The following is an 18,116-nucleotide window of genomic DNA, read 5'->3' as shown; positions in this document are numbered from 1 at the left end:
AATGACTGCATCATCAACAACACCTTCATCTGCCCTGCCGACGATAGACTGCGACGTCCTGGTGGTCGGCTCCGGGGCCGGCGGCCTGTCCGCCGCCGTCACGGCTGCCTACCACGGCTTAAAGGTCATTGTGGTGGAAAAAGCCGAGGTCTGCGGCGGGGCCACATCATGGTCCGGTGGGTGGGCCTGGACGCCGGGAAATCCATTGGCCAAAGCCGACGGCGTCGCCGAGGACCGGGAACTGTTCCGTACGTACCTGCGCCACTGTCTCGGCCGGAACTATCAGGAGGAGCGGGTAGAGGCCTTTCTGGAAGCGGTCCCGCACATGGTTGGCTTCTTCCAGAACAAGACAAGCCTCCAGTTCGTGCCGGGAACCAAGATCAAGGACATCTACGGCAACACCCCGGGCGCGGGCGCCGGCCACCGCTCAGTGGGGCCCAAGCCAATGAACGCCCGCCGGATCAAGCCAGAGCTGCGCGCCAAGATGCGCCACCAGCTCTACGAAACCTCGTTCCTTGGAATGGGGATCATGGCGGGTCCTGACCTGACCAAGTTCCTCTCCGCCTCCCGTGGCAACATCAGGGGCATCGTCCATGCAGGTTGGCGGGTGGGCTTCCACCTCCTGGACCTCCTCACACACCGCCGGAACATGCAGCTTGTCAACGGCACGGCCCTCACCGGGCGCCTGCTGAAGTCGGCAGATGACCTGGGGGCGGAAATCCGCGTCTCCACCCCGGCCAAGCACCTGCTTACCGACGGTTCCGGCACGGTGACGGGCGCCGTCGTAAGTTCCCCGCAAGGTGAGCTGCAGATCAATGCCTCCCGCGGCGTCGTCCTGGCCGCAGGCGGCTTCCCCAATGACATCTCCCGGCGCAAGGCGCTGTTCCCCGGGAACCCCACGGGCCGGGAGCATTGGACACTGGCACCGAAGGAAACCACCGGGGACGGCATCACCATGGCCCAGGCCATTGGGGCACGCTTCGAGACCGATGTCGCGTCGCCCGCTGCATGGTGCCCGGTGTCGCTGGTCCCGTACCGGAACGGACGGACCGGTACGTTTCCGCACATCATGGACCGTGCCAAGCCGGGCAGCATCGGAGTCCGCCGGGATGGCAAGCGGTTCGTCAACGAGGCAAACGGCTACTACGACTACGTTGAAGGCCTGCTCAATGCGACCCCCGAGGGTGAGCCCGTAGAGGCGTGGCTAATCGCCGATGCCGCGTTCGTGCGGAAGTTCCCCCTGGGCATGGCGAAACCCCTGCCGGTGCCTCTCTTCCCGTACATACGGTCCGGCTACCTCAAGAAGGGCAACACCCTTGAGGAACTGGCGGCAGCATGCGGGATTGATCCACAAGGGCTCACGGCCACAGTGGCAGCCTTCAACGCCAATGCCCGCCTGGGCATCGACCCCGACTTCAACCGCGGAGAGACCGAGTTCAACAGGTACGGCGGCGACCCCGGAAACACCCCCAACCCTTCATTGCGTCCCCTGGAGAAGGGCCCCTTCTACGCAGTGAAAATTGTCCCCGGATCCTTCGGTACCTTTGCCGGACTCGCAGCCGATCACCACGCACGGGTCCTGGATACGCAGGGCCAGCCCATCAGCGGCCTTTACGTTGCGGGCAACGACCAGGCCTCAGTCATGGGTGGGCACTACCCGGCTGGCGGAATCAACCTGGGCCCCGCGCTGACCTTTGGGTACATTGCGGGGCGCCGCCTCGCGGACGCTACGGAGTATGAAGACGACAACACCCCCGAACCGGGAGTACAGGGGAGCCAAGTTCATCCAGGTTGAGAGACGTGCAAGCTGCGAGAGCCCGGCTCCCCTGCCGGAACCGGGCTTTCCCGTCCCGGGACTAAACGGCAGGCACCACGCTGCAATCCGCCCTTGAACCAGCGAGCTGCGGCGCCCACCCGTCACTTCCCTGCAGGTAGGTCCTGGCCGTGTACTTGGCCGCCTCAGCCGCGGGCAACTGCGGACGGTCGGGGGTAACCTGCGCGCCGGGGCCGTGGTTGTTGTACTCATGGAACCGCGCCTCGCGCCAGGAGAAGCCGCTCATGTCCGTCCACGGCGTGCCGGAGATGTGGGCGCCAAGCCAGGAGTCCCGCACCAGGACCTGGGCAACGGCTTTCGGGTCGCCGCTGGGATGCCACGGCCTGCCGAGATGGACGGTGTCCCTCGCCGCGTCCGACACCAGCCGGCACTGGTCGAAGAGGTAACCGTGCGGGATGGACAGGTCCTGGCTGCCCGCCGTCACGTAACCGTTGTTGGTGGTGGAACCCCGATCCAGGGATTTGATTTCGCAGCCTCTGAAGACGGCCGTTCCGCGGCCGAAGATGAAGTCCACGTCGCCTTCCACATAGCAGCCGTCAAAGTAGAAACGGGCCTGGACGCCTGCAGCCGGTGAGTTGACCAGCAGGGTGTCCTGGTTGCCCAACAGCCTGATGTTGGACAGCACCGACCGGTCCGCCGTGATGTGCAGCGCCACGGCCTGGCGGTCCTTCATCCCCGTGTTGGCTGCCTCGTCGAAATCGTTGCTGATGGTCAGGTTCCGGGCCACAAAGTCCGGCCCGTCGATCCGGACGGACGCGCTGCCGGAGGTGCCAAAGTTCCCGCTGCCACCCGGCTTGGGGGTGCCGGACGCGTTGTTGAAGACCAGCACCACATCCTCGGGACGTCCGCCCTGGCCGATGAAGGAGATCCGCGGCTTGTCAGCCGGAACCCGCACGGCTTCGCGGTAGGTGCCGGGCTGGATCCTGATGACGGCCCGCTGGAGGCTCCCCGCAGGCGCGGAATCCACGGCGGCCTGTACGGTAGCGAACGTCCTGCCGGGTCCGACGTCGAGCGTCATCGGGACGTCGATGGGCCGCTCGGCCGGCCAGTACATGTCGAGCAGGGGTTCCGTGACGGCATCGATGTTCTGGAAATAGCCCGGCGGGACGATCTCCTTGGACTGCAGTTCACGTGCCACGAGGCGGGCCACCGCCACCGCGCCGGCGGCCTGAAAATGCGTGTTGTCCTCCGAACCCTGAGGGTACTGCGGGTGCTCGCCGGGAGCCAGGAAAAAGAACTGCGACTTGGTTCCTTCCGGCCCCAGCTGCTGCCAGAGCTGCTTCGAGGACGCGGTGAGGTCCACCAAAGGAGTGCCGGACGCGGCGGCAAGCTCCCGGACAGCCTGCGGATACGCTCCGTGGGAGTCCTTCGCATTGCCGAACGAGTCGAAGCGGCGGCGTTCCACCGGGGTGACCAGAACAGGTTTTCCCCCGCGTGCCCTGGCCCCGTCGATGTACCTGCCCAGGTACTCCTTGAACGTGGTGTCCGGGAGCGTTCCGCGCGCTGGGTCCGCCACCTTTTCGTCATTGTGGCCGAAGGAGACCAGCAGGTAATCGCCCGCCTGCATCAAGGTCAGCACCTGGTCCAGCAGCCCGGCGTCGGCAAAGCTCTTCGAGGAGGCGCCGGACCATGCGTAATCAAAGACGGTTGCCTGCGACCCCAACAGGAGTGGCAGGGCCTGGCCCCAACCGGCGCGGGGGCGCTCGGACTGCTGGTAGGCCGACGACGTCGAGTCCCCGACCACGAAGATGACCGGCCTGTTGCGGGGTTTCGTGGGGTCGGGGCCAGCTTGGGCGAAGGCCGCCGCCATGCCCGTTCCAGGGAAGGCTGCGGCGCCGGCGGTGAGTGCCAGCGCTGTCAGGACGCTGCGGCGGCTGGGCAGGATGGCAGCCATCAGAGGTCGCCTCCGGCCGTGAAGACCGGGCCCGTGGAGTCCTTGAGCAGTGCCGGCACGGCCTGGGCCGGGTGGACCTGGGTGCGCAGGGCAGGTAGCCAGGACGTGTCCTCGGCCAGCTGGTCTGCGGGCGCCGCGGCGGCGTTGTACTCGGCGCGAATGTCGGTGATCTTGCCATTGACTGCATTGGCGGTGGTGGTAATGGCCGTTCCCTTGTAGCGGCCGATGATCTCTGCCGCATCAACGCCGGCTGGAAGCGTGAAGGCGTTCGCCTCCGCGTAGAGGTGTGAGCTGAACCCGGCGCCCAGGCTGTATTCGTAGGGGATGGCGCTGTCTTCGGTCACCTTGAAGTGGTTGTTGTACACATCCACGTGGCCGAACCGGACGCGTGGCGCGCGCTGGCCCACATTTTCAAAGACGTTGTGGTGGATGGTGACCCGCAGTTTGCCGGGGTCCCCGCGCGTGGGCGAATCGGTGGAGCCGATCAGCAGCAGCTTGTCGTGGTCGGAGAACCGGTTGTAGGACATGGTTACCAGGTCCGATCCGTTGGTGACATCGACGGCGCCATCATGCACCTGGTAGGGGCGGCCGAAGTAGAGCGGCTGGGAGCTGTCGAGACTGGGGGCGTCCGTGAAAGCAGAGTGGTCGATCCAGACGTGCGTGGCCTTGTTGATGACTTGCAGCAGGTCGTATTCGCTGTTCCAGTTCCCCTCAGTGCCATCTGTGGGATCCCACGCGGGAAAGCAGTCGGCAGCGTCCCGCAGGGTGAGGTTACGGACGATGACATTGCTGGCTCCGTTGATGCGGAGGGCTGCGCCGGTGATGCTGCTGCCGGGAGTGGCACCGACGATGGTGGTGTTGCCTGGGATGTCCCACCGGATGGTCTTCGCCTGCTTTGCGGCGGCCAGGCGCCTCGCGTCCTCCTGCGGGCCCTCCGGCTTGCGGTCCCGGCCGTAGGTTGCCGGATCAAAATCCTCGAGGTATTGCGCCAGGCTGTAGTTCGTGCCGTCCGCGTAGCTTTCGCAGGTGAGTGGCGAACCATCCGCGGCAGTGTTGGCGTCGATGCTGCCGTGAACACGGACAATCTTGGGCTGGTTGCCGCCGGTGGCGAATGCAGCCAACAGTTCCGCCTTTGTGGAGACGTCGTAAACATTGGCGGCCTCTGCTGCCGAGCCGCCGGTGGTTCCAGTACCTTCGGATGCCCAGCCGTTTCCAGTGGGAAGAATCTGGCGCTCAAGCGGCGTCTGGGCGGTCTGGGCCGTGGGATCCGCCACTGGAACTGGGGAAGCTCCTGCCGGTCCGGCAACGAGGAGTGCTCCTGCAATGGCAATGGCTGCAGACATGGATAAGTGCGTACTGCTTTTTCGCATGTTCTCTCTTCCGTCATTGGAATGAACTGCGCCCAGGACCGGGGCCACTATGCCGCCGACATTTGTGAGCGCTGACAAGGACCATATCCAGAAAACGGTTTCTCGGCAATAGTTCTACTCCGACTAGACTCGCCTGCATGGGGGAGAACAACATGCCTGAAGAGCGCCAACCGTCCAAACGCGGCAAGCTTCCAGCCGCCGTCGTGCCAGTGCTCGGTGCGGCGGCGGTGCTGCTTGGCTGCCTGATCGCGTACCTGAACCGCAACTTCACCGGCTGGTTTGCCTATGCGCCGCTGAGCAAGACGCCCTTCAGCGCCAACGGCGCGGCCTTCGTCACCCAAGGGACCCAGATAGGCCTGGCCATCATGGCCGCCGGGCTGCTGGTGCTCGCATTCTGGGCCGGCTACCGGTTGGGACGGCGGGCGAAGCCCGGACGCTAAGGCGTCGCCAGACCCGAGCCAGCGGAGCCGCCCAGCGGAACCCGCCTTGATACGTCGGGAAATTCCGACATATACTTTGGGTGTGCTTCCCGATGTCTTTGCCGCCGTAGCCAACCCGGCACGGCGCACCATCCTGGACGAGCTTCGGCAGGGACCGCGGACGGCCGGTGAGCTTACCGGCCTGCTGGACCTCAGCCGCCCCGCCGCGTCCGAACACCTGGCCGTGCTTCGCGAGGTGGGGCTGGTCCGCGAGGAGCGGCAGGGCCGGAACCGGGTGTACCACCTCCAGCCTGCCGCCCTCGCCGAGGTCGGCGGCTGGGTAAAGAACTTTGAGCACTACTGGAACCAGCGGCTGGACGCGCTGGCAGACCTTTTGGACGAGGAGAATCCGTCATGACCGAGAATGCCATCCGGCTGGAACGCCACTACCCGCACCCTGCCCCGGCGGTGTGGGCTGCACTGACCACACCGGAACTGCTGGCGCGCTGGTGGGCGCCCGGCGATATTGAGCCCGTGGCGGGACATCGTTTCACCATGGACATGGACGCCTGGGGCCGGCAGCAGTGCGAGGTCCTTGCCGTGGAGGAGGGCAGCTCCATCAGCTTCCTCTTCTCCGAAGGCCAGCTGGACACCACCATCACCTGGCGGCTCGAACCGGTCGACGGCGGTACCGTCCTCCACTTCGAACACGCGGGCTTCCAAGTCGATACCCCTTTGGGCCGCCATGCCATAGAAGGCATGGGCAACGGCTGGCCGGGCCTGCTGGCCCGCATTGACGGGATCCTCGCCGAAGTCTCCTGACGCCTAGGGGGAGCGGACGACGGCGGGACGCGCCCGCCGTCGTCCGCTCCCTTCGGCGCCTTCCGCGGGTTTACCGCCCGAAGGAGAAGGGTAACGATGGAGTATGACTGATTCAGGAGCGGGCGGCGCCAACGACCCCTTTGACGGCAGCGACGGGATCGTGGCCGGAACCGAGCACCTTGAGACGCCTGAAAGCATCGCCGAGGATGTCCGCCACGACATCCAACTGGGCCACGTCCAGGACGATGTTACCCACGTCCTTGAGGAGCGGTTCGAGGAAGCAGGCATTGAGGCCCGCCCTGAGGAAGTGGATGACCTCGCCGAAGAAATCGAGCGGGACGCATCAAGCTAAGCCCCTGGCGTCGACGCCAAGGAGCAGGTGCTTCACCGAGCTTGTGAGTCCTGTGCATTGGGCGCTGCGACCTGCTGCACGTCCTGGTTTGCAGCGTCTTGAGGACCATCGGCGATGCTTTTCATTTATCCCCCTTGGCAAGCGTGTGTGCCCACCCTAGGCACCTCGGAATGCCAAAGGAAGAGGGTTAATCCACCAGCGGGATAAACTGCGCAAATCTTGAGTATCAGCGCGATTGTTCCCGCATCCGGCACCGCAGCTCACATCCCGGCATGCGAGAAAACAGTGCTGAAGAAGGCGGCCAGCGCGTCTGCTTTGGCCTGCGTTTCGGACTGTGATGCCGTGTTGCTGTTTGCCTCCATCGACAGCGTCCCCTTGCGCGCGCCGGCCCGGATATGCCATGCACCCGTCCCGTCGGAGAGCTGATAGGCCACGGCGTAACCCGAGTCGGCAGCCACCCCAAGGTTCAAGGGGGACACCGAGGTCCACGCCCGGCTGCCCCCACCGAACAGGCTTTCGTTAACGTTCGTGCAGCCCCGGAGGCGCTCCGCCCTGGAGTCAAACGGATAGGGTGGCCCCATGGTCGAGGGCATGCTGATGACGGTGAAATCGGTGTAGTCGTTCTTGCTGGCCCCCGTAATCTGTCCCTGCCCGTAGACGGACCCAAGCAGCGAGGCGGTGTAGGTCTCGTCGCTGATGGTGCAAGGGGAATCAGGCAGCTGGGATGAGGCGCCAGGGGTGAAGCCGGGAGGCGGCCCAAGTACCGTGGCCTGCGGCAGGCTGACCGGTTCCCCGTTCGGGCCGGTGATGCCCTTGAACAGGGCCACCAGCCGGTCCGGGGTCAGGGAGTTTGGCGGCGGCGCTGCCACTGATGAAGCGCCCTTCCCTGCCTGGTCAATGAGCTCCTTGGCAAGTCCTGCCATGGCCTCAAGGGCGGGCTTCGCATCAGACTCAGAGTTGAGACTGGCCACCCCAAGACTGAGGGTAATGGACAGTGTGCCATCCAGGACCCGAAGCCCCACGGTGCCTATATCCCCATGGCTCGTCGGCTTGGTGACCTGCATGAAGCCGTGCTGCTTTTCCCCGACTTGGGGAGCGGCAAGCAGTTGGAAGGCGGATGTGGAGGTCCGGCCGGCCTCGGTGTAGGCCAGGTCGAACTGGCGGCAGCGGGACACGAGATCATCCGCGTAACCGAAATCAGCCTTTGCAATGGTGTCCTTGTCCGCGCTCCGCAGGATGATCATGATGGTGGTGGTGGGGCCGGACTCACCACCGGCCGGCGGCATGCCGCCTTCCGCAAAACCGATGTCCTTGTCAGCCCAGCGGGCGAAGGGATCCTGCGGGACGAAGGCGACGCAATCCCCGGGTGTCGTTTCCATTTTCGTGGAGGGAAAGGACCCGCTGACGGCGCCGCTTCGAAGCGAAGCCGAATCATGGGCGGCGGGGAAGGGCAGGTTGCGGGTCTGGCCCACGCCGTTGATGATGGCCACAAGTTCAGCATCCGAGACAGGCTTTGACAGGGATGCCGTTGCGCCGGGGCTGCTGGGCGCCAGGGGGGTTTGCGGGGCAGGCCCGGAGGTGTTGGAAGGGCTGCTGCCCTGGGTGGTGCTACCGGAGGAACAGCCGGCCACGGCGAGCAGGACGGCCGCCATGCAACTGAACCACCCCCTGCCGTTCCTTCGTGGAGCAGCAACGCTGCGCTTCGCGGCTCCACGAGCTGCCATGGCCGGCCTCCTTTGCCAGCACCCACGCTAGGCCGCCACCCGGACGCCAGCTAGGGCCGTAGGACCCGGCCCGGCGCCGTGCCACCAGGGACGGCAGAACCCCCGGCGGCAACCAGCGGCGTGACTTCCAGCCGGGTTCCCGGCCCTGCCAGCACCAGGACATGCTGGGCTGCCACGCCCTCCAAGGCGGCAGCCACCTGCGGGACGATGTCCTCCACCCCGGCAGGAAGGACGGACGACGGCGGAAGTCCGGCGCCGCCGTCGTCAGCCCTCAGCCACGTGGTCACCTTGGCGCCGCCGGTGGCATCAGCGATGCCACGTGCCAACGCCTCCGGGTCCACGGTTCCCGGCGCGTAGCCGCTGATGAGCGTGACCCGCTCAATCACCCGTTTATGGATGGGTGCGGCGGCGGCAAGCAGGGCCCGGTCCTGCCGCCACAGCGCAAAGTGGTAACCCGCCACCAGCCCGGCCGCCACCAGGAGGCCCAGCGGGGCCCGGATCCGGTCCAAAAGGCTGCCGCCCGAAACGTCACCCAGCAGGAATTCGAAGAGCCGGTAGCCAATGACCAGCAGCGTAATGAGCGCCACCACCGCACTGACACCGAAAAACGCCACCAGGTAGACGCGCCGGCCGGGAGGGATATCGGCTGCCGTCCGCGGCTGGTGCCTCGGCTTCCACGCCTGCCACCAGACCGGGCCGCCGACGGCGAGGGAACTGATGCCGCCCAGGAGCAGGGTGCGCGTGGCACCACCGGCCAGTGGCGATACCGCAGCGGCCAGCAACGCGTTCACCACCACCCCGATGCCGGACGCGGCCGCGGCAAGCGCCACGGCCGACGTCACCAGGAGACTGGCGCGGCGGGTCCGGGGTGATCGGTGGACGGACGTGGTGCGGTGGTACCGCCACACCAGGGCGCCGATGACGGCGGCCGCAATGGCCGGGGCGAGCGGTTCGAGCAGGTCGTTCAGCGGGTCGCTCCGGTCAAACGCCAGCCGCAGGAGGACAAACAGGATGACACCCAGCCCGCCCAAAGCGGAGATCCCGGCGACGAAGATGCCGACAACGATGATGGTGACGTCCACCAGCCCCGTTTGGTAGCGCCGGCCACCCTCCCGGAACCAGTGCCACCACCACACCACTGCTCCGCCGGCGGCCCAAATGAGGGACCGGAGGACGTCGACCCACCACGGCTCAAAGGTGGCGGTGGCCGTGAAACCGCGGATGGCGACATCCAGCAGCGTACTGAGCGCGGCAATCGAGGCGCCGGCGGCCAGCAACAGGCCAAAGACGAAGCCGACGACGGCGCGCACGTCCTCAAGGTGCGATGAAGGTTTGCGGGGGTGCTTCCACATCCACCGGTGCCACCACCAGATAGCTGCCCACACAAGGGCGTTGGCCAACGGGGACTGCCACTGGCTTTCCTTCGCATCAACAAAAGATGAGGCGAGGTCCAGCAGCGATGTGGTGCCGATGATGAGCGAGACCGCGTACATACCGGTCAGGTAGAGGCCCCATCCGGGCGCAGTCCGCTCCGATTCGTCGTCGAGCCTCCGCCACACGAACCACCAGAGAAGCAGTGCCAGCGGTCCGCCGATCAGGGTGAAGGCCAGCGACAGGGCCAGCCCGGCCACGTCGCCCGCCGCCAGGACAGACGCCGTTCGGAACAGCCGTTCCAGCAGTCCGCTGAGGCCTGACGCCGTGATGACCACCAAGGCAAACAGCAGAACGTACAGGATCAGGCGGCGAAGTGTGGCCAGGCCGCTGGCGGGAGCGGGAGCCAATGGTGCTGCCGGCGCCGTCATTGCTTCACCGGCGTCACGGTGCAGGCCATCAGGGGGTACGGCGGCTGGTCGATCATCCATGTCCCGTTCACCTTGAGGAGCGAGAAGGCGTCCTCCATCTCATACTCTGAGGGGCCGAACGGTCCACCCTGTGATGACCGCACGATCGAAACTTTGACGGTGGCTGAATCGGTGCGCTCCGTCGTCGAAATCAATACCACCCGGGCAGGGCGCGGCTCGCCCGCATAGGACCCGCTGCACCTGCTCCGGGCACCCTCGGTGAGGAAGGACTGCGCGGTGGGGATGTCGCCGTCGATCACGGCTTTGCTGTACTGCTGGACCACTCCGGCGGGGCTCGCCTTATCCAGCGGTGCCGGCTCACCCCGGGTAAACACCACGGCCAGCGCAACCACCACCAGCACCACCACAACGCCCGCCAGCGCGAGCAGGATCCGGTCCGGTTTTCGCGCTGCGTCATCCATGGCGCAAGTATGCGGCAGGTCGGCGGCTTTCGCCCGTGTCTTAGGACCTGATTTTCCGCCGCCACTCGAAAACTCAACAACGTTGCGCCTCACGCAACTTAATCGGGCATTGCTGGCCGATTGCGTTCGTCCTGCGACGGCGTTGCCACTCCGTGGAATGGGCTAAGAAACTTTATAGGCGGCTATTGACTGTGGCACGCGTCACGGCCTATCTTGAAACAACCATGTTGCAACAGCTGCAACTCCTACTTTTACTGGTGGTTCCATGAGTAACGAATCAAACTCACCCGTCGCAGGAGTCATTGCCAATGACGTTGATGCTCCCTCCGCGGCAGGCCACGGCGCGGACAACCCGGTGGCCAGCAAGGACGTTCGACGCCGGGTGGTCACGGCGAGCTTCATCGGCAACTTCGTCGAGTGGTTCGACTACGCCGTGTACGGCTATCTCGCGGCCGTAATTTCCTCGGTATTCTTTCCCGAAGCCGACCGGCAGACCGCGCTGCTGGCAACCTTCGGCGTCTTTGCCATTTCCTTCTTCGTCCGGCCCCTGGGCGGCTTCTTCTGGGGCCACATCGGCGACAAGCTGGGCAGGCGCAAAGCCCTGTCGCTCTCCATCGTCATCATGTCCGTCTCCACCTTCTGCATCGCCCTCATTCCGGGATACTCAACCATCGGCATGCTGGCTCCGGTCCTGCTGCTCCTGGTCCGCGTGGTGCAGGGCTTCTCGGCAGCCGGCGAATACGCAGGCGCCTCAGCCTTCCTGGTGGAATACGCCCCGGCCAACCGCCGCGGACTCTACGCCGCGGTGGTCCCGGCCAGCACCGCAGCGGGCCTGCTCCTGGGTTCCCTGATCGCTGCGCTCCTCAGCTCTGTGCTCAGCACCGAACAGCTGCACGAGTGGGGCTGGCGGCTGCCGTTCCTCCTGGCGGCCCCCATGGGCCTGATCGGCCGCTACATCCGCACCAAGCTGGAGGACACACCCGCCTTCCGCGCCCTGGCCGACCAAGCCGAATCAGCGCCTAAGGCTCCTGCGCTGGACATGTTCCGGACCTACCGCAAGCAGCTGATCATTGCCTGCGGGGCAGTGCTGCTCAACGCCGTCGGCTTCTACGTCATCCTCAGCTACATGCCCACCTACCTTTCCGAGGAACTGGGCTTCGGGCCCACCGAATCCTTCCTGGCCACCACCATCGCCCTGGCCAGCTACATCGGATTCATCTTCCTGACCGGCATCGCATCGGACCGGTTCGGCCGGAAGAAAATGCTGATCACCGCCTCCGTGCTGTTCATCCTCCTGACCGTCCCCGCCTTCATGCTCCTGGACACCGGCAACTTCCTGGTCATCGTGCTGGTCCAGATCCTGCTGGGCGGCATGCTCACCCTGAACGACGGCACCCTGCCCAGCTTCCTTGCCGAACTGTTCCCCACCAAGGTCCGGTACAGCGGATTCGCAGTCAGCTTCAACCTGTCCAATGCATTGTTCGGCGGCACCGCACCCTTCATGGCCACACTGCTGATCGGCCTGACGCAGAGCAAGCTGGCCCCCGGCTGGTACCTGGTGGCGGCCTCTGTCGTATCCCTGGTGGCCGTGCTGTTCGCCGCCGAAACGTCGCGGAAGCCCCTTAAACACCTCTGAGCGACCAGAGGCCCCTCAACCAACCCCTCGCACAAACAACACCAACTGCAGCGCAATCACCTGCCGCGGCATGCCCTGGCAGCAGCTGCATCCATTAGAAAGGCACACCCGTGACCATCACTGCCGACAACGCCTCATCCATCGCCGAGCTGGAGCGCCTCAAGGTCCTGCACAACGGCACCAAGGGCAAGCTCACGTTCTCCGACGCAGAGTTCGAGCGCCGCCTGGGCGGGCTCCGCCGGATCATGGCCGCCAAGGACCTGGACGCGGTCATCCTCACCAGCTACCACGGCATCAAGTACTACTCCGACTTCCTGTACACCACGTTCGGCCGCAACTACGCCCTGGTGGTCACCGCTGACGACTCCGTCACCGTCACGGCCAACATCGACGCCGGCATGCCCTGGCGCACCTCCTACGGCGAGAACATCGTCTACACCGACTGGCGCCGCGACAACTTCTACTTCGGCCTGCAGGAGGCACTGCGCCAGCGCGGCGTCAAGGCCTCCCGCCTGGGCGTCGAGGACGACTTCCTCCCCGGCCTGACCCGCGAGAAGATCGCCGCCGCCTTCCCCGGAGCGGAACTCCTGGACGTTTCGCAGGACGCCATGCGCCAGCGCATGATCAAGTCCGCCGAGGAGATCGAGGTCATCAAGCACGGCGCCCGCATCGGCGACCTGGGCGGCGAAGCCATCCGCAACGCCATCCGCGAGGGCATCACCGAGTACGAGGTGGCCCTGATCGGCACCGAGGCCATGGTGCACGAAATCGCCCGCACGTTCCCGCACCGCGAGGTCCGCGACACCTGGGTGTGGTTCCAGTCCGGCATCAACACCGACGGCGCCCACAACTGGGCCACCACCCGGAAACTGCAGCAGGGCGACATCCTCTCGCTCAACTGCTTCCCGATGACCTCCGGCTACTACACCGCCCTGGAGCGCACCCTCTTCCTGGGCCAGCCGGACGAACGCTCCCTGGAACTGTGGAACATCAACGTGGAGGTGCACCGCCGCGGCCTGGAACTCATCAAGCCCGGCGCCGTCTGCAAGGACATCGCCGCCGAGCTCAACGAGATCTACATCAGCCACGGCCTGCTGGCCAACCGCACCTTCGGCTACGGACACTCCTTCGGCGTCCTCAGCCACTACTACGGCCGCGAAGCCGGCCTGGAACTGCGCGAGGACATCGACACCGTCCTGGAACCCGGCATGGTGGTCTCCATGGAACCCATGATCACGGTAGCGGACGGCCTGCCCGGCGCCGGCGGCTACCGCGAGCACGACATCCTGGTCATCGGCGAGGACAACACGGTGGAGAACATCACCAAGTTCCCGTTCGGCCCGGAACACAACATCATCCAGGCATAACCATCACACTGGGAGGCGGCGCCACGGACACGTGGCGCCGCCTCTGCCGTCCATGAGGAAAGATGGTGTCCACCATGACTCCTGCAAAAACCTCCGACAGCAACGGCAACGGGACCGGCACCAACGGCGGGACGGACGCGAAAGGCGCCTCCGTCGTCGTCAATGCCATCGCCGTCCTGCGCACCTTCACGGCTGACGAACCCCTGCTGGGCGTCACCGAAATCGCCAACCGCGTAGGCATGCACAAGAGCAGCGTCTCCCGGATCCTGGCCACCTTCGAGCAGGAAAACCTGGTGGAACGGGACCCCGAAACCAAGCGGTTCCGGCTGGGGCTGGGACTCATCGCCGTCGCCGGGCCGCTGCTGGCCGAGATGGAGGAACGGCGCGTGGCGTATCCGGTCCTGCGGCAATTGACCGAGCAGACCGGGGAAACCAGTGCGCTGATGCTCTGGAACGGGGATGAGGCCATCTGCGTGGAGCAGATCGCCAGCCACCATCAGATCAAGCACACCACGCCTTTGGGGGCGCGCTACCGGGACGCCATGAGCGCCTCCGTCCAGGTATTCCTCTCCACCCTCCCGGCCGAGCGGGTACGGGAGCTGCTGCGCAGCGGAACCATCACCTTTCCAGGACTGGACGACGCCGGACTGGCAGCTTACGAAGCCAGGCTCCAGGATGTGGCGGAGCGGGGATGGGCGGGAAACTACGGCGAATCGTCCATGGACGAGGTTGGCGTCGCCGCCCCCGTCCGGGACCACCGCGGCGACATAGTGGCCGCCGTCCTCATCCCAGCCCCCCGCTTCCGGGTATCGAAGGAACAGTTCGAAAGCCTGGGGGAGGCCTGCGTGGCCGCCGCCGCCAAAGTCACCACCCGCCTGGGCGGGCGCCCCACAACCTGAAGCGGCGTGGCGGTGTTCTGCGTCTTTTAGCTGGGGTGTTCGAGCGAGATGGTTTCCAGGTGCTCGGGGACGCGGGCTTTCCAGCCAAGTTGGCGCTTGATGCGGGCCCGGAGGGTGTCTGCGGCGTCCGGTTCACCATGCGTGACGTAGGTCATGGCCGGCGCCTGGGAAGCGGTCTTCATCCATTGGATCAGCTCGTCGGAATCCGCATGGGCTGACAGTCCTTCCATTTGGATGACTTCTGCTCCGATTTCAACGTCCTGTCCGTAGATGCGGAGGTGTTTTTCACCCGCGGCGAGCGATGCTCCGCGCGTGCCTCCGGCCTGGTATCCGCTGAGGATGATGGCGTTGCGCCGGTCCGGCCCGTAGGCCGCGAGGTGGTGCAGGATCCTGCCGCCAGTGAGCATGCCGCTGGCGGAGATGATGATCATGGGTCCGCCGCGAAGGTTGAGCAGCTTGGATTCGTCAGCGCTTCGGACGGGCGTAGCCACTTTGTACATGCTTTCGAATTCGTGCTGTTTGAGCCTGTGTTCCTCGCGGTGGCGCTGGTACATACCGGAGGCGTCAATGGCCATCGGGCTGTTGAGGTAGATCGGGATGGAGGGGATGGCATTCCTGGCCAGAAGGCGTGAGAGGTGCAGCAGGACTGTTTCGGCCCGGCCGACGGCGAACGCAGCGATCATGATGACGCCGCGTCGTTTGGCCACCCGGCTGATGATCTCGCCCAGTTCGGTTTCAGGGTTCCCCGCGGGATGTGCCCTGTTGCCGTAGGTGGATTCGGTGACCAGTACGTCCACGGGCTCAAGGTCACGGGGCGGGTACATCAGTGGGTCGTGGGTGCGGCCCAGATCCCCGGTGAAATGGATCGTCCTGCCGCCGAGTTTGAGGTGCACCTGTGCGGCGCCCAGGATGTGGCCGGCGGGAAGGAATGTCGCTTCGATGCCCCCGGGCAGGGAAAACGGGGAGTCGAAGCCCTGGGTCCTGAAACTGTTGAGCGATCGGACGGCGTCTTCTGCAGTGTAGAGGGGCACTGGCGGATGATGTGTTGATGATGCTGTGCGGTCCGCATACCGGGCTTCCTCTTCCTGGAGGTAACCGCTGTCGGGAAGCAGCAGTGAACACAGTTCTGCCGTACCAGGGGTCGCATAGACAGGGCCGTTGAAACCGTCGCGGACCAGGGCAGGAACATACCCGGTGTGGTCCAGGTGGGCATGTGTGAGGACAACGGCGTCGATGTTCGCGGGGCTGACCTGGAACGCTACCCGGTTACGGTCGCGGAGGTGTTTATAGCCTTGGAACAGACCGCACTCGATCAGGACCCGGTGGCCGCGTGAACGGATCAGGTACCTGGAACCCGTCACAGTGTCGGTTGCACCGAGGAACTGCAACGTCGGGGGATGCTGGTCCCTTGGCTGGGGCACTGCCCGTTACCCGCGGGTGATGGGAAGTTTTTTCGGTTCGGTGGGTTGGGCCTGCTCGGGCAACGGGGTGCGGACTTCCAGGACCCCGTTGGTGTAAGTGGCTTTGATGTCTTCTTCCTTGACCCCGTCAGGGAGCGGGATGTTCCGGCTGAAGGACCCGTAGCGGAACTCTGACCGATAGCTGCCTTTGTCCTTGTGTTCTTCCTTTTCCTGGCGTTCAGCGCGGATCCGCAGGAACCCGTCATCCATTGTCACTTCAATGTCTTTGTCAGGATCGACGCCGGGCATCTCGGCACGCACCACAAGGGTCTTGTCGTCGACGAACTCTTCGACCCTGATCGGGGCAGGGCTGGCCGGTGACTCAAACATGCGCTCTATGGAGTCCAGCAACTCCGCCGGGGAGCGCAGGGCAGACGTGAAGGGGGAGGGCCACCGGGAGGCTGCGAAGGGGGACCATTTGAGCAGATCAGACATGACAAAAACTCTCCAGATTCGGTGCGGAGGACGCCCGGAAGGGGCCGTATCAATCCAGTAAATACCCGTGCAGCCGGGGCTGGCAGGGGCAAAAGACCCGCCCGCCCGGAGCCCTCACGCACAGCCCTGAAATTCATGGATACCTGAGGACTAAAGCCTCTGAAGGCAAGACGCGCCCGGCTCGAAGCTGGAACCATAGGGAGGCTTGCCCCACCCCGGCAGCCGAACTTAAACACAACAATTTCCCTCCCTGCGTACAAGGAAGCAAGCCATGTCTGCATCATCAGCACATCCGGGCGTAGGCGCACGTCACCACCGCACGGCCATCGAAATCACTGCCCTGGCGGCGGGAGCAGTTTTCGCCCTGGTGGGCGTTCTCGGTTTCATCCCTGGAGTCACCACGAACTATTCGGAACTGAGTTTCGCCGGCCCCGACTCCGGCGCGATGCTCCTGGGTGTCTTCCAGGTATCCATCCTGCACAACATTGTTCACCTCCTCTTTGGAGCAGCCGGCCTGCTCATGGGCAGGACCGCGTCCCAGTCGAAGTACTATCTCATCGGCGGCGGCGCCCTCTACCTGGTTATTTGGCTCTACGGACTCCTGATTGACCAGGCATCCTCGGCCAACTTCATCCCGGTGAACACCTCAGATAACTGGCTCCACGTGGTGCTGGGAGTCGTCATGCTCGCAGTGGGGATTGTGCTTGGCCGCGGAACCGGCCCGGCGAAAGCACCCTGATCCCTCTGACCCAGTACGGCTCGGGGCAGTGAAAGGAAAGACGAATGACCAGCACTGGTCCATTCCTGATTGTTGTCGGCTTTGACGGTTCCGAACCCTCCCAGGCAGCACTGGACTGGGCGATGGATGAGGCCCGCCAACGCAATGGCCAACTCCGCTTCGTCACCGCCTGGAACAAGCCGCCAATGGCGTGGTATCCGGCTGTCCTGGAAACGGCCGCAGATGAAATTGCCGCCGAAGAGTCTCCGGAGCACATCGCCCGGACGCTCCAGGGTGAGGCGCTGAAGGCCGCCGCAGATGGCGGCGTGACCGCTTCGGGGCAACTCGTAGACACCCATTCACCTGCTTCGGCGATTCTTGACGCCGCCAAGGACGCGGATCTCATTGTCGTCGGCTCCCGGGGCCATGGGGGATTTCCAGGGCTGCACATGGGCTCCGTATCCACCCAGGTGGTCAACCACGCCCCCTGTGCTGTCCTGGTGGTCCAATCCAAGGCGTAATGCCCCTGGAGCCTGCTCAGCTGGGCCCTGTCAGCCGCTGCAGCTGGGCGCGTGGAGGGGACGCACACCAAAAGTTCAAGCGGAATGCGCTCTACCTCTGGTGGAGTGCCGGGGCCGGTCGTAAAGTGGAAGTGCCTGCAGGTAACCATCAGATGACGCCGGGTTGTTCAGGACATGAGAATGTCCGAGCCGTCTCTTAGCGAGATCGCGAAGGTACCTGCAGGTTCTGCGTTTAAACACTTTTCTCCGCTGGAAATTTGGCTCTTGCGTCCCCGCAAAACCAGGCGTAACACTGTTAATACGTTCTTCGAAAGAAGGGCGGGAACGGACAACAGGGAACCCTGGAACACACCGTGGATCTGATCCAGGTGGTCTGCCGGTGACGAGGCAGGAAGCACCAGG

General features: G+C 64.9%; 17 protein-coding genes. 10 read left to right on the top strand and 7 right to left on the bottom strand.

What is annotated here, in order from left to right:
• Window position 1 precedes the first annotated feature (1 nt).
• The gene (locus ASG79_RS12605) at window positions 2–1,795 is read left to right on the top strand and encodes an FAD-dependent oxidoreductase (protein ID WP_056391566.1); all 1,794 of its coding nucleotides are present in this window, start codon (window positions 2–4) and stop codon (window positions 1,793–1,795) included.
• A 61-nt stretch (window positions 1,796–1,856) separates the two neighbouring features.
• Here ASG79_RS12605 and ASG79_RS12600 read toward each other — a convergent pair whose 3' ends face one another.
• On the bottom strand, window positions 1,857–3,728 hold the full coding sequence (locus ASG79_RS12600; protein ID WP_056391563.1) for a pectinesterase family protein: 1,872 nt from the start codon (window positions 3,726–3,728) through the stop codon (window positions 1,857–1,859).
• Window positions 3,728–5,071, bottom strand: a complete 1,344-nt coding sequence (locus ASG79_RS12595; RefSeq protein ID WP_043425184.1) for a polysaccharide lyase family 1 protein — start codon at window positions 5,069–5,071, stop codon at window positions 3,728–3,730. Before ASG79_RS12595 ends, ASG79_RS12600 begins: the two co-directional genes overlap by 1 nt.
• A gap of 164 nt (window positions 5,072–5,235) precedes the next feature.
• On the opposite strand from ASG79_RS12595, the gene ASG79_RS12590 reads away from it, so the two are divergent.
• The 4 genes from ASG79_RS12590 to ASG79_RS12575 all read left to right on the top strand — a co-directional run bounded on the left by ASG79_RS12590 (window position 5,236) and on the right by ASG79_RS12575 (window position 6,691).
• On the top strand, window positions 5,236–5,538 hold the full coding sequence (locus ASG79_RS12590) for a hypothetical protein (protein ID WP_056391561.1): 303 nt from the start codon (window positions 5,236–5,238) through the stop codon (window positions 5,536–5,538).
• Between the two features lie 82 nt (window positions 5,539–5,620).
• Window positions 5,621–5,935: an ArsR/SmtB family transcription factor gene (locus ASG79_RS12585; protein ID WP_018770641.1), complete on the top strand. Its 315-nt coding sequence runs from the start codon at window positions 5,621–5,623 to the stop codon at window positions 5,933–5,935.
• The gene (locus ASG79_RS12580) at window positions 5,932–6,339 is read left to right on the top strand and encodes an SRPBCC family protein (protein WP_056391555.1); all 408 of its coding nucleotides are present in this window, start codon (window positions 5,932–5,934) and stop codon (window positions 6,337–6,339) included. The genes ASG79_RS12585 and ASG79_RS12580 overlap by 4 nt, the downstream gene beginning before the upstream one ends.
• 103 nt (window positions 6,340–6,442) lie before the next feature.
• Window positions 6,443–6,691 (top strand): hypothetical protein, encoded by a 249-nt coding sequence (locus ASG79_RS12575; protein ID WP_018770639.1) that lies wholly within the window; start codon window positions 6,443–6,445, stop codon window positions 6,689–6,691.
• Between the two features lie 260 nt (window positions 6,692–6,951).
• On the opposite strand, the gene ASG79_RS12570 is transcribed toward ASG79_RS12575, so the two are convergent.
• Genes ASG79_RS12570 through ASG79_RS12560 form a run of 3 tightly spaced genes read right to left on the bottom strand, consistent with a single transcriptional unit; the run spans window position 6,952 to window position 10,678 of the window.
• Window positions 6,952–8,415, bottom strand: coding sequence for a hypothetical protein (locus ASG79_RS12570; RefSeq protein WP_235509802.1), 1,464 nt, complete (start codon window positions 8,413–8,415; stop codon window positions 6,952–6,954).
• 50 nt (window positions 8,416–8,465) lie between these two features.
• Window positions 8,466–10,217, bottom strand: coding sequence for a DUF5671 domain-containing protein (locus tag ASG79_RS12565; RefSeq protein WP_056391550.1), 1,752 nt, complete (start codon window positions 10,215–10,217; stop codon window positions 8,466–8,468).
• Entirely contained in the window at window positions 10,214–10,678 is a 465-nt protein-coding gene (locus ASG79_RS12560; RefSeq protein WP_056391547.1) for a hypothetical protein, read from the bottom strand. Before ASG79_RS12560 ends, ASG79_RS12565 begins: the two co-directional genes overlap by 4 nt.
• A 265-nt stretch (window positions 10,679–10,943) precedes the next feature.
• Here ASG79_RS12560 and ASG79_RS12555 point away from each other — a divergent pair, with 265 nt between their 5' ends.
• From ASG79_RS12555 to ASG79_RS12545, 3 genes are all read left to right on the top strand, one after another.
• A complete protein-coding gene (locus tag ASG79_RS12555; protein WP_018770636.1) occupies window positions 10,944–12,314 on the top strand; it encodes an MFS transporter in 1,371 nt (456 codons plus the stop codon).
• A 110-nt stretch (window positions 12,315–12,424) separates the two neighbouring features.
• Entirely contained in the window at window positions 12,425–13,681 is a 1,257-nt protein-coding gene (locus ASG79_RS12550) for an aminopeptidase P family protein (RefSeq protein WP_018770635.1), read from the top strand.
• A gap of 62 nt (window positions 13,682–13,743) precedes the next feature.
• A complete protein-coding gene (locus tag ASG79_RS12545; RefSeq protein ID WP_056391544.1) occupies window positions 13,744–14,580 on the top strand; it encodes an IclR family transcriptional regulator in 837 nt (278 codons plus the stop codon).
• A gap of 26 nt (window positions 14,581–14,606) precedes the next feature.
• Here ASG79_RS12545 and ASG79_RS12540 read toward each other — a convergent pair whose 3' ends face one another.
• Both ASG79_RS12540 and ASG79_RS12535 read right to left on the bottom strand, forming a co-directional pair.
• Complete coding sequence (locus ASG79_RS12540) at window positions 14,607–15,941, bottom strand: MBL fold metallo-hydrolase RNA specificity domain-containing protein (protein WP_223992714.1); 1,335 nt, start codon at window positions 15,939–15,941, stop codon at window positions 14,607–14,609.
• A 66-nt stretch (window positions 15,942–16,007) separates the two neighbouring features.
• Window positions 16,008–16,475, bottom strand: a complete 468-nt coding sequence (locus ASG79_RS12535) for an Hsp20/alpha crystallin family protein (protein WP_018770632.1) — start codon at window positions 16,473–16,475, stop codon at window positions 16,008–16,010.
• Between the two features lie 271 nt (window positions 16,476–16,746).
• Between ASG79_RS12535 and ASG79_RS12530 the strand changes: the two genes are divergently transcribed.
• Both ASG79_RS12530 and ASG79_RS12525 read left to right on the top strand, forming a co-directional pair.
• Window positions 16,747–17,214, top strand: a complete 468-nt coding sequence (locus tag ASG79_RS12530) for a DUF4383 domain-containing protein (protein WP_056391542.1) — start codon at window positions 16,747–16,749, stop codon at window positions 17,212–17,214.
• Window positions 17,215–17,258: 44 nt separating this feature from the next.
• Complete coding sequence (locus ASG79_RS12525) at window positions 17,259–17,714, top strand: universal stress protein (protein WP_056391539.1); 456 nt, start codon at window positions 17,259–17,261, stop codon at window positions 17,712–17,714.
• Window positions 17,715–18,116: the final 402 nt, after the last annotated feature.

Source organism: Arthrobacter sp. Soil761 (assembly GCF_001428325.1).
Lineage (GTDB): Bacteria > Actinomycetota > Actinomycetes > Actinomycetales > Micrococcaceae > Arthrobacter.
This window is presented reverse-complemented; position numbering and strand designations above follow the sequence as displayed.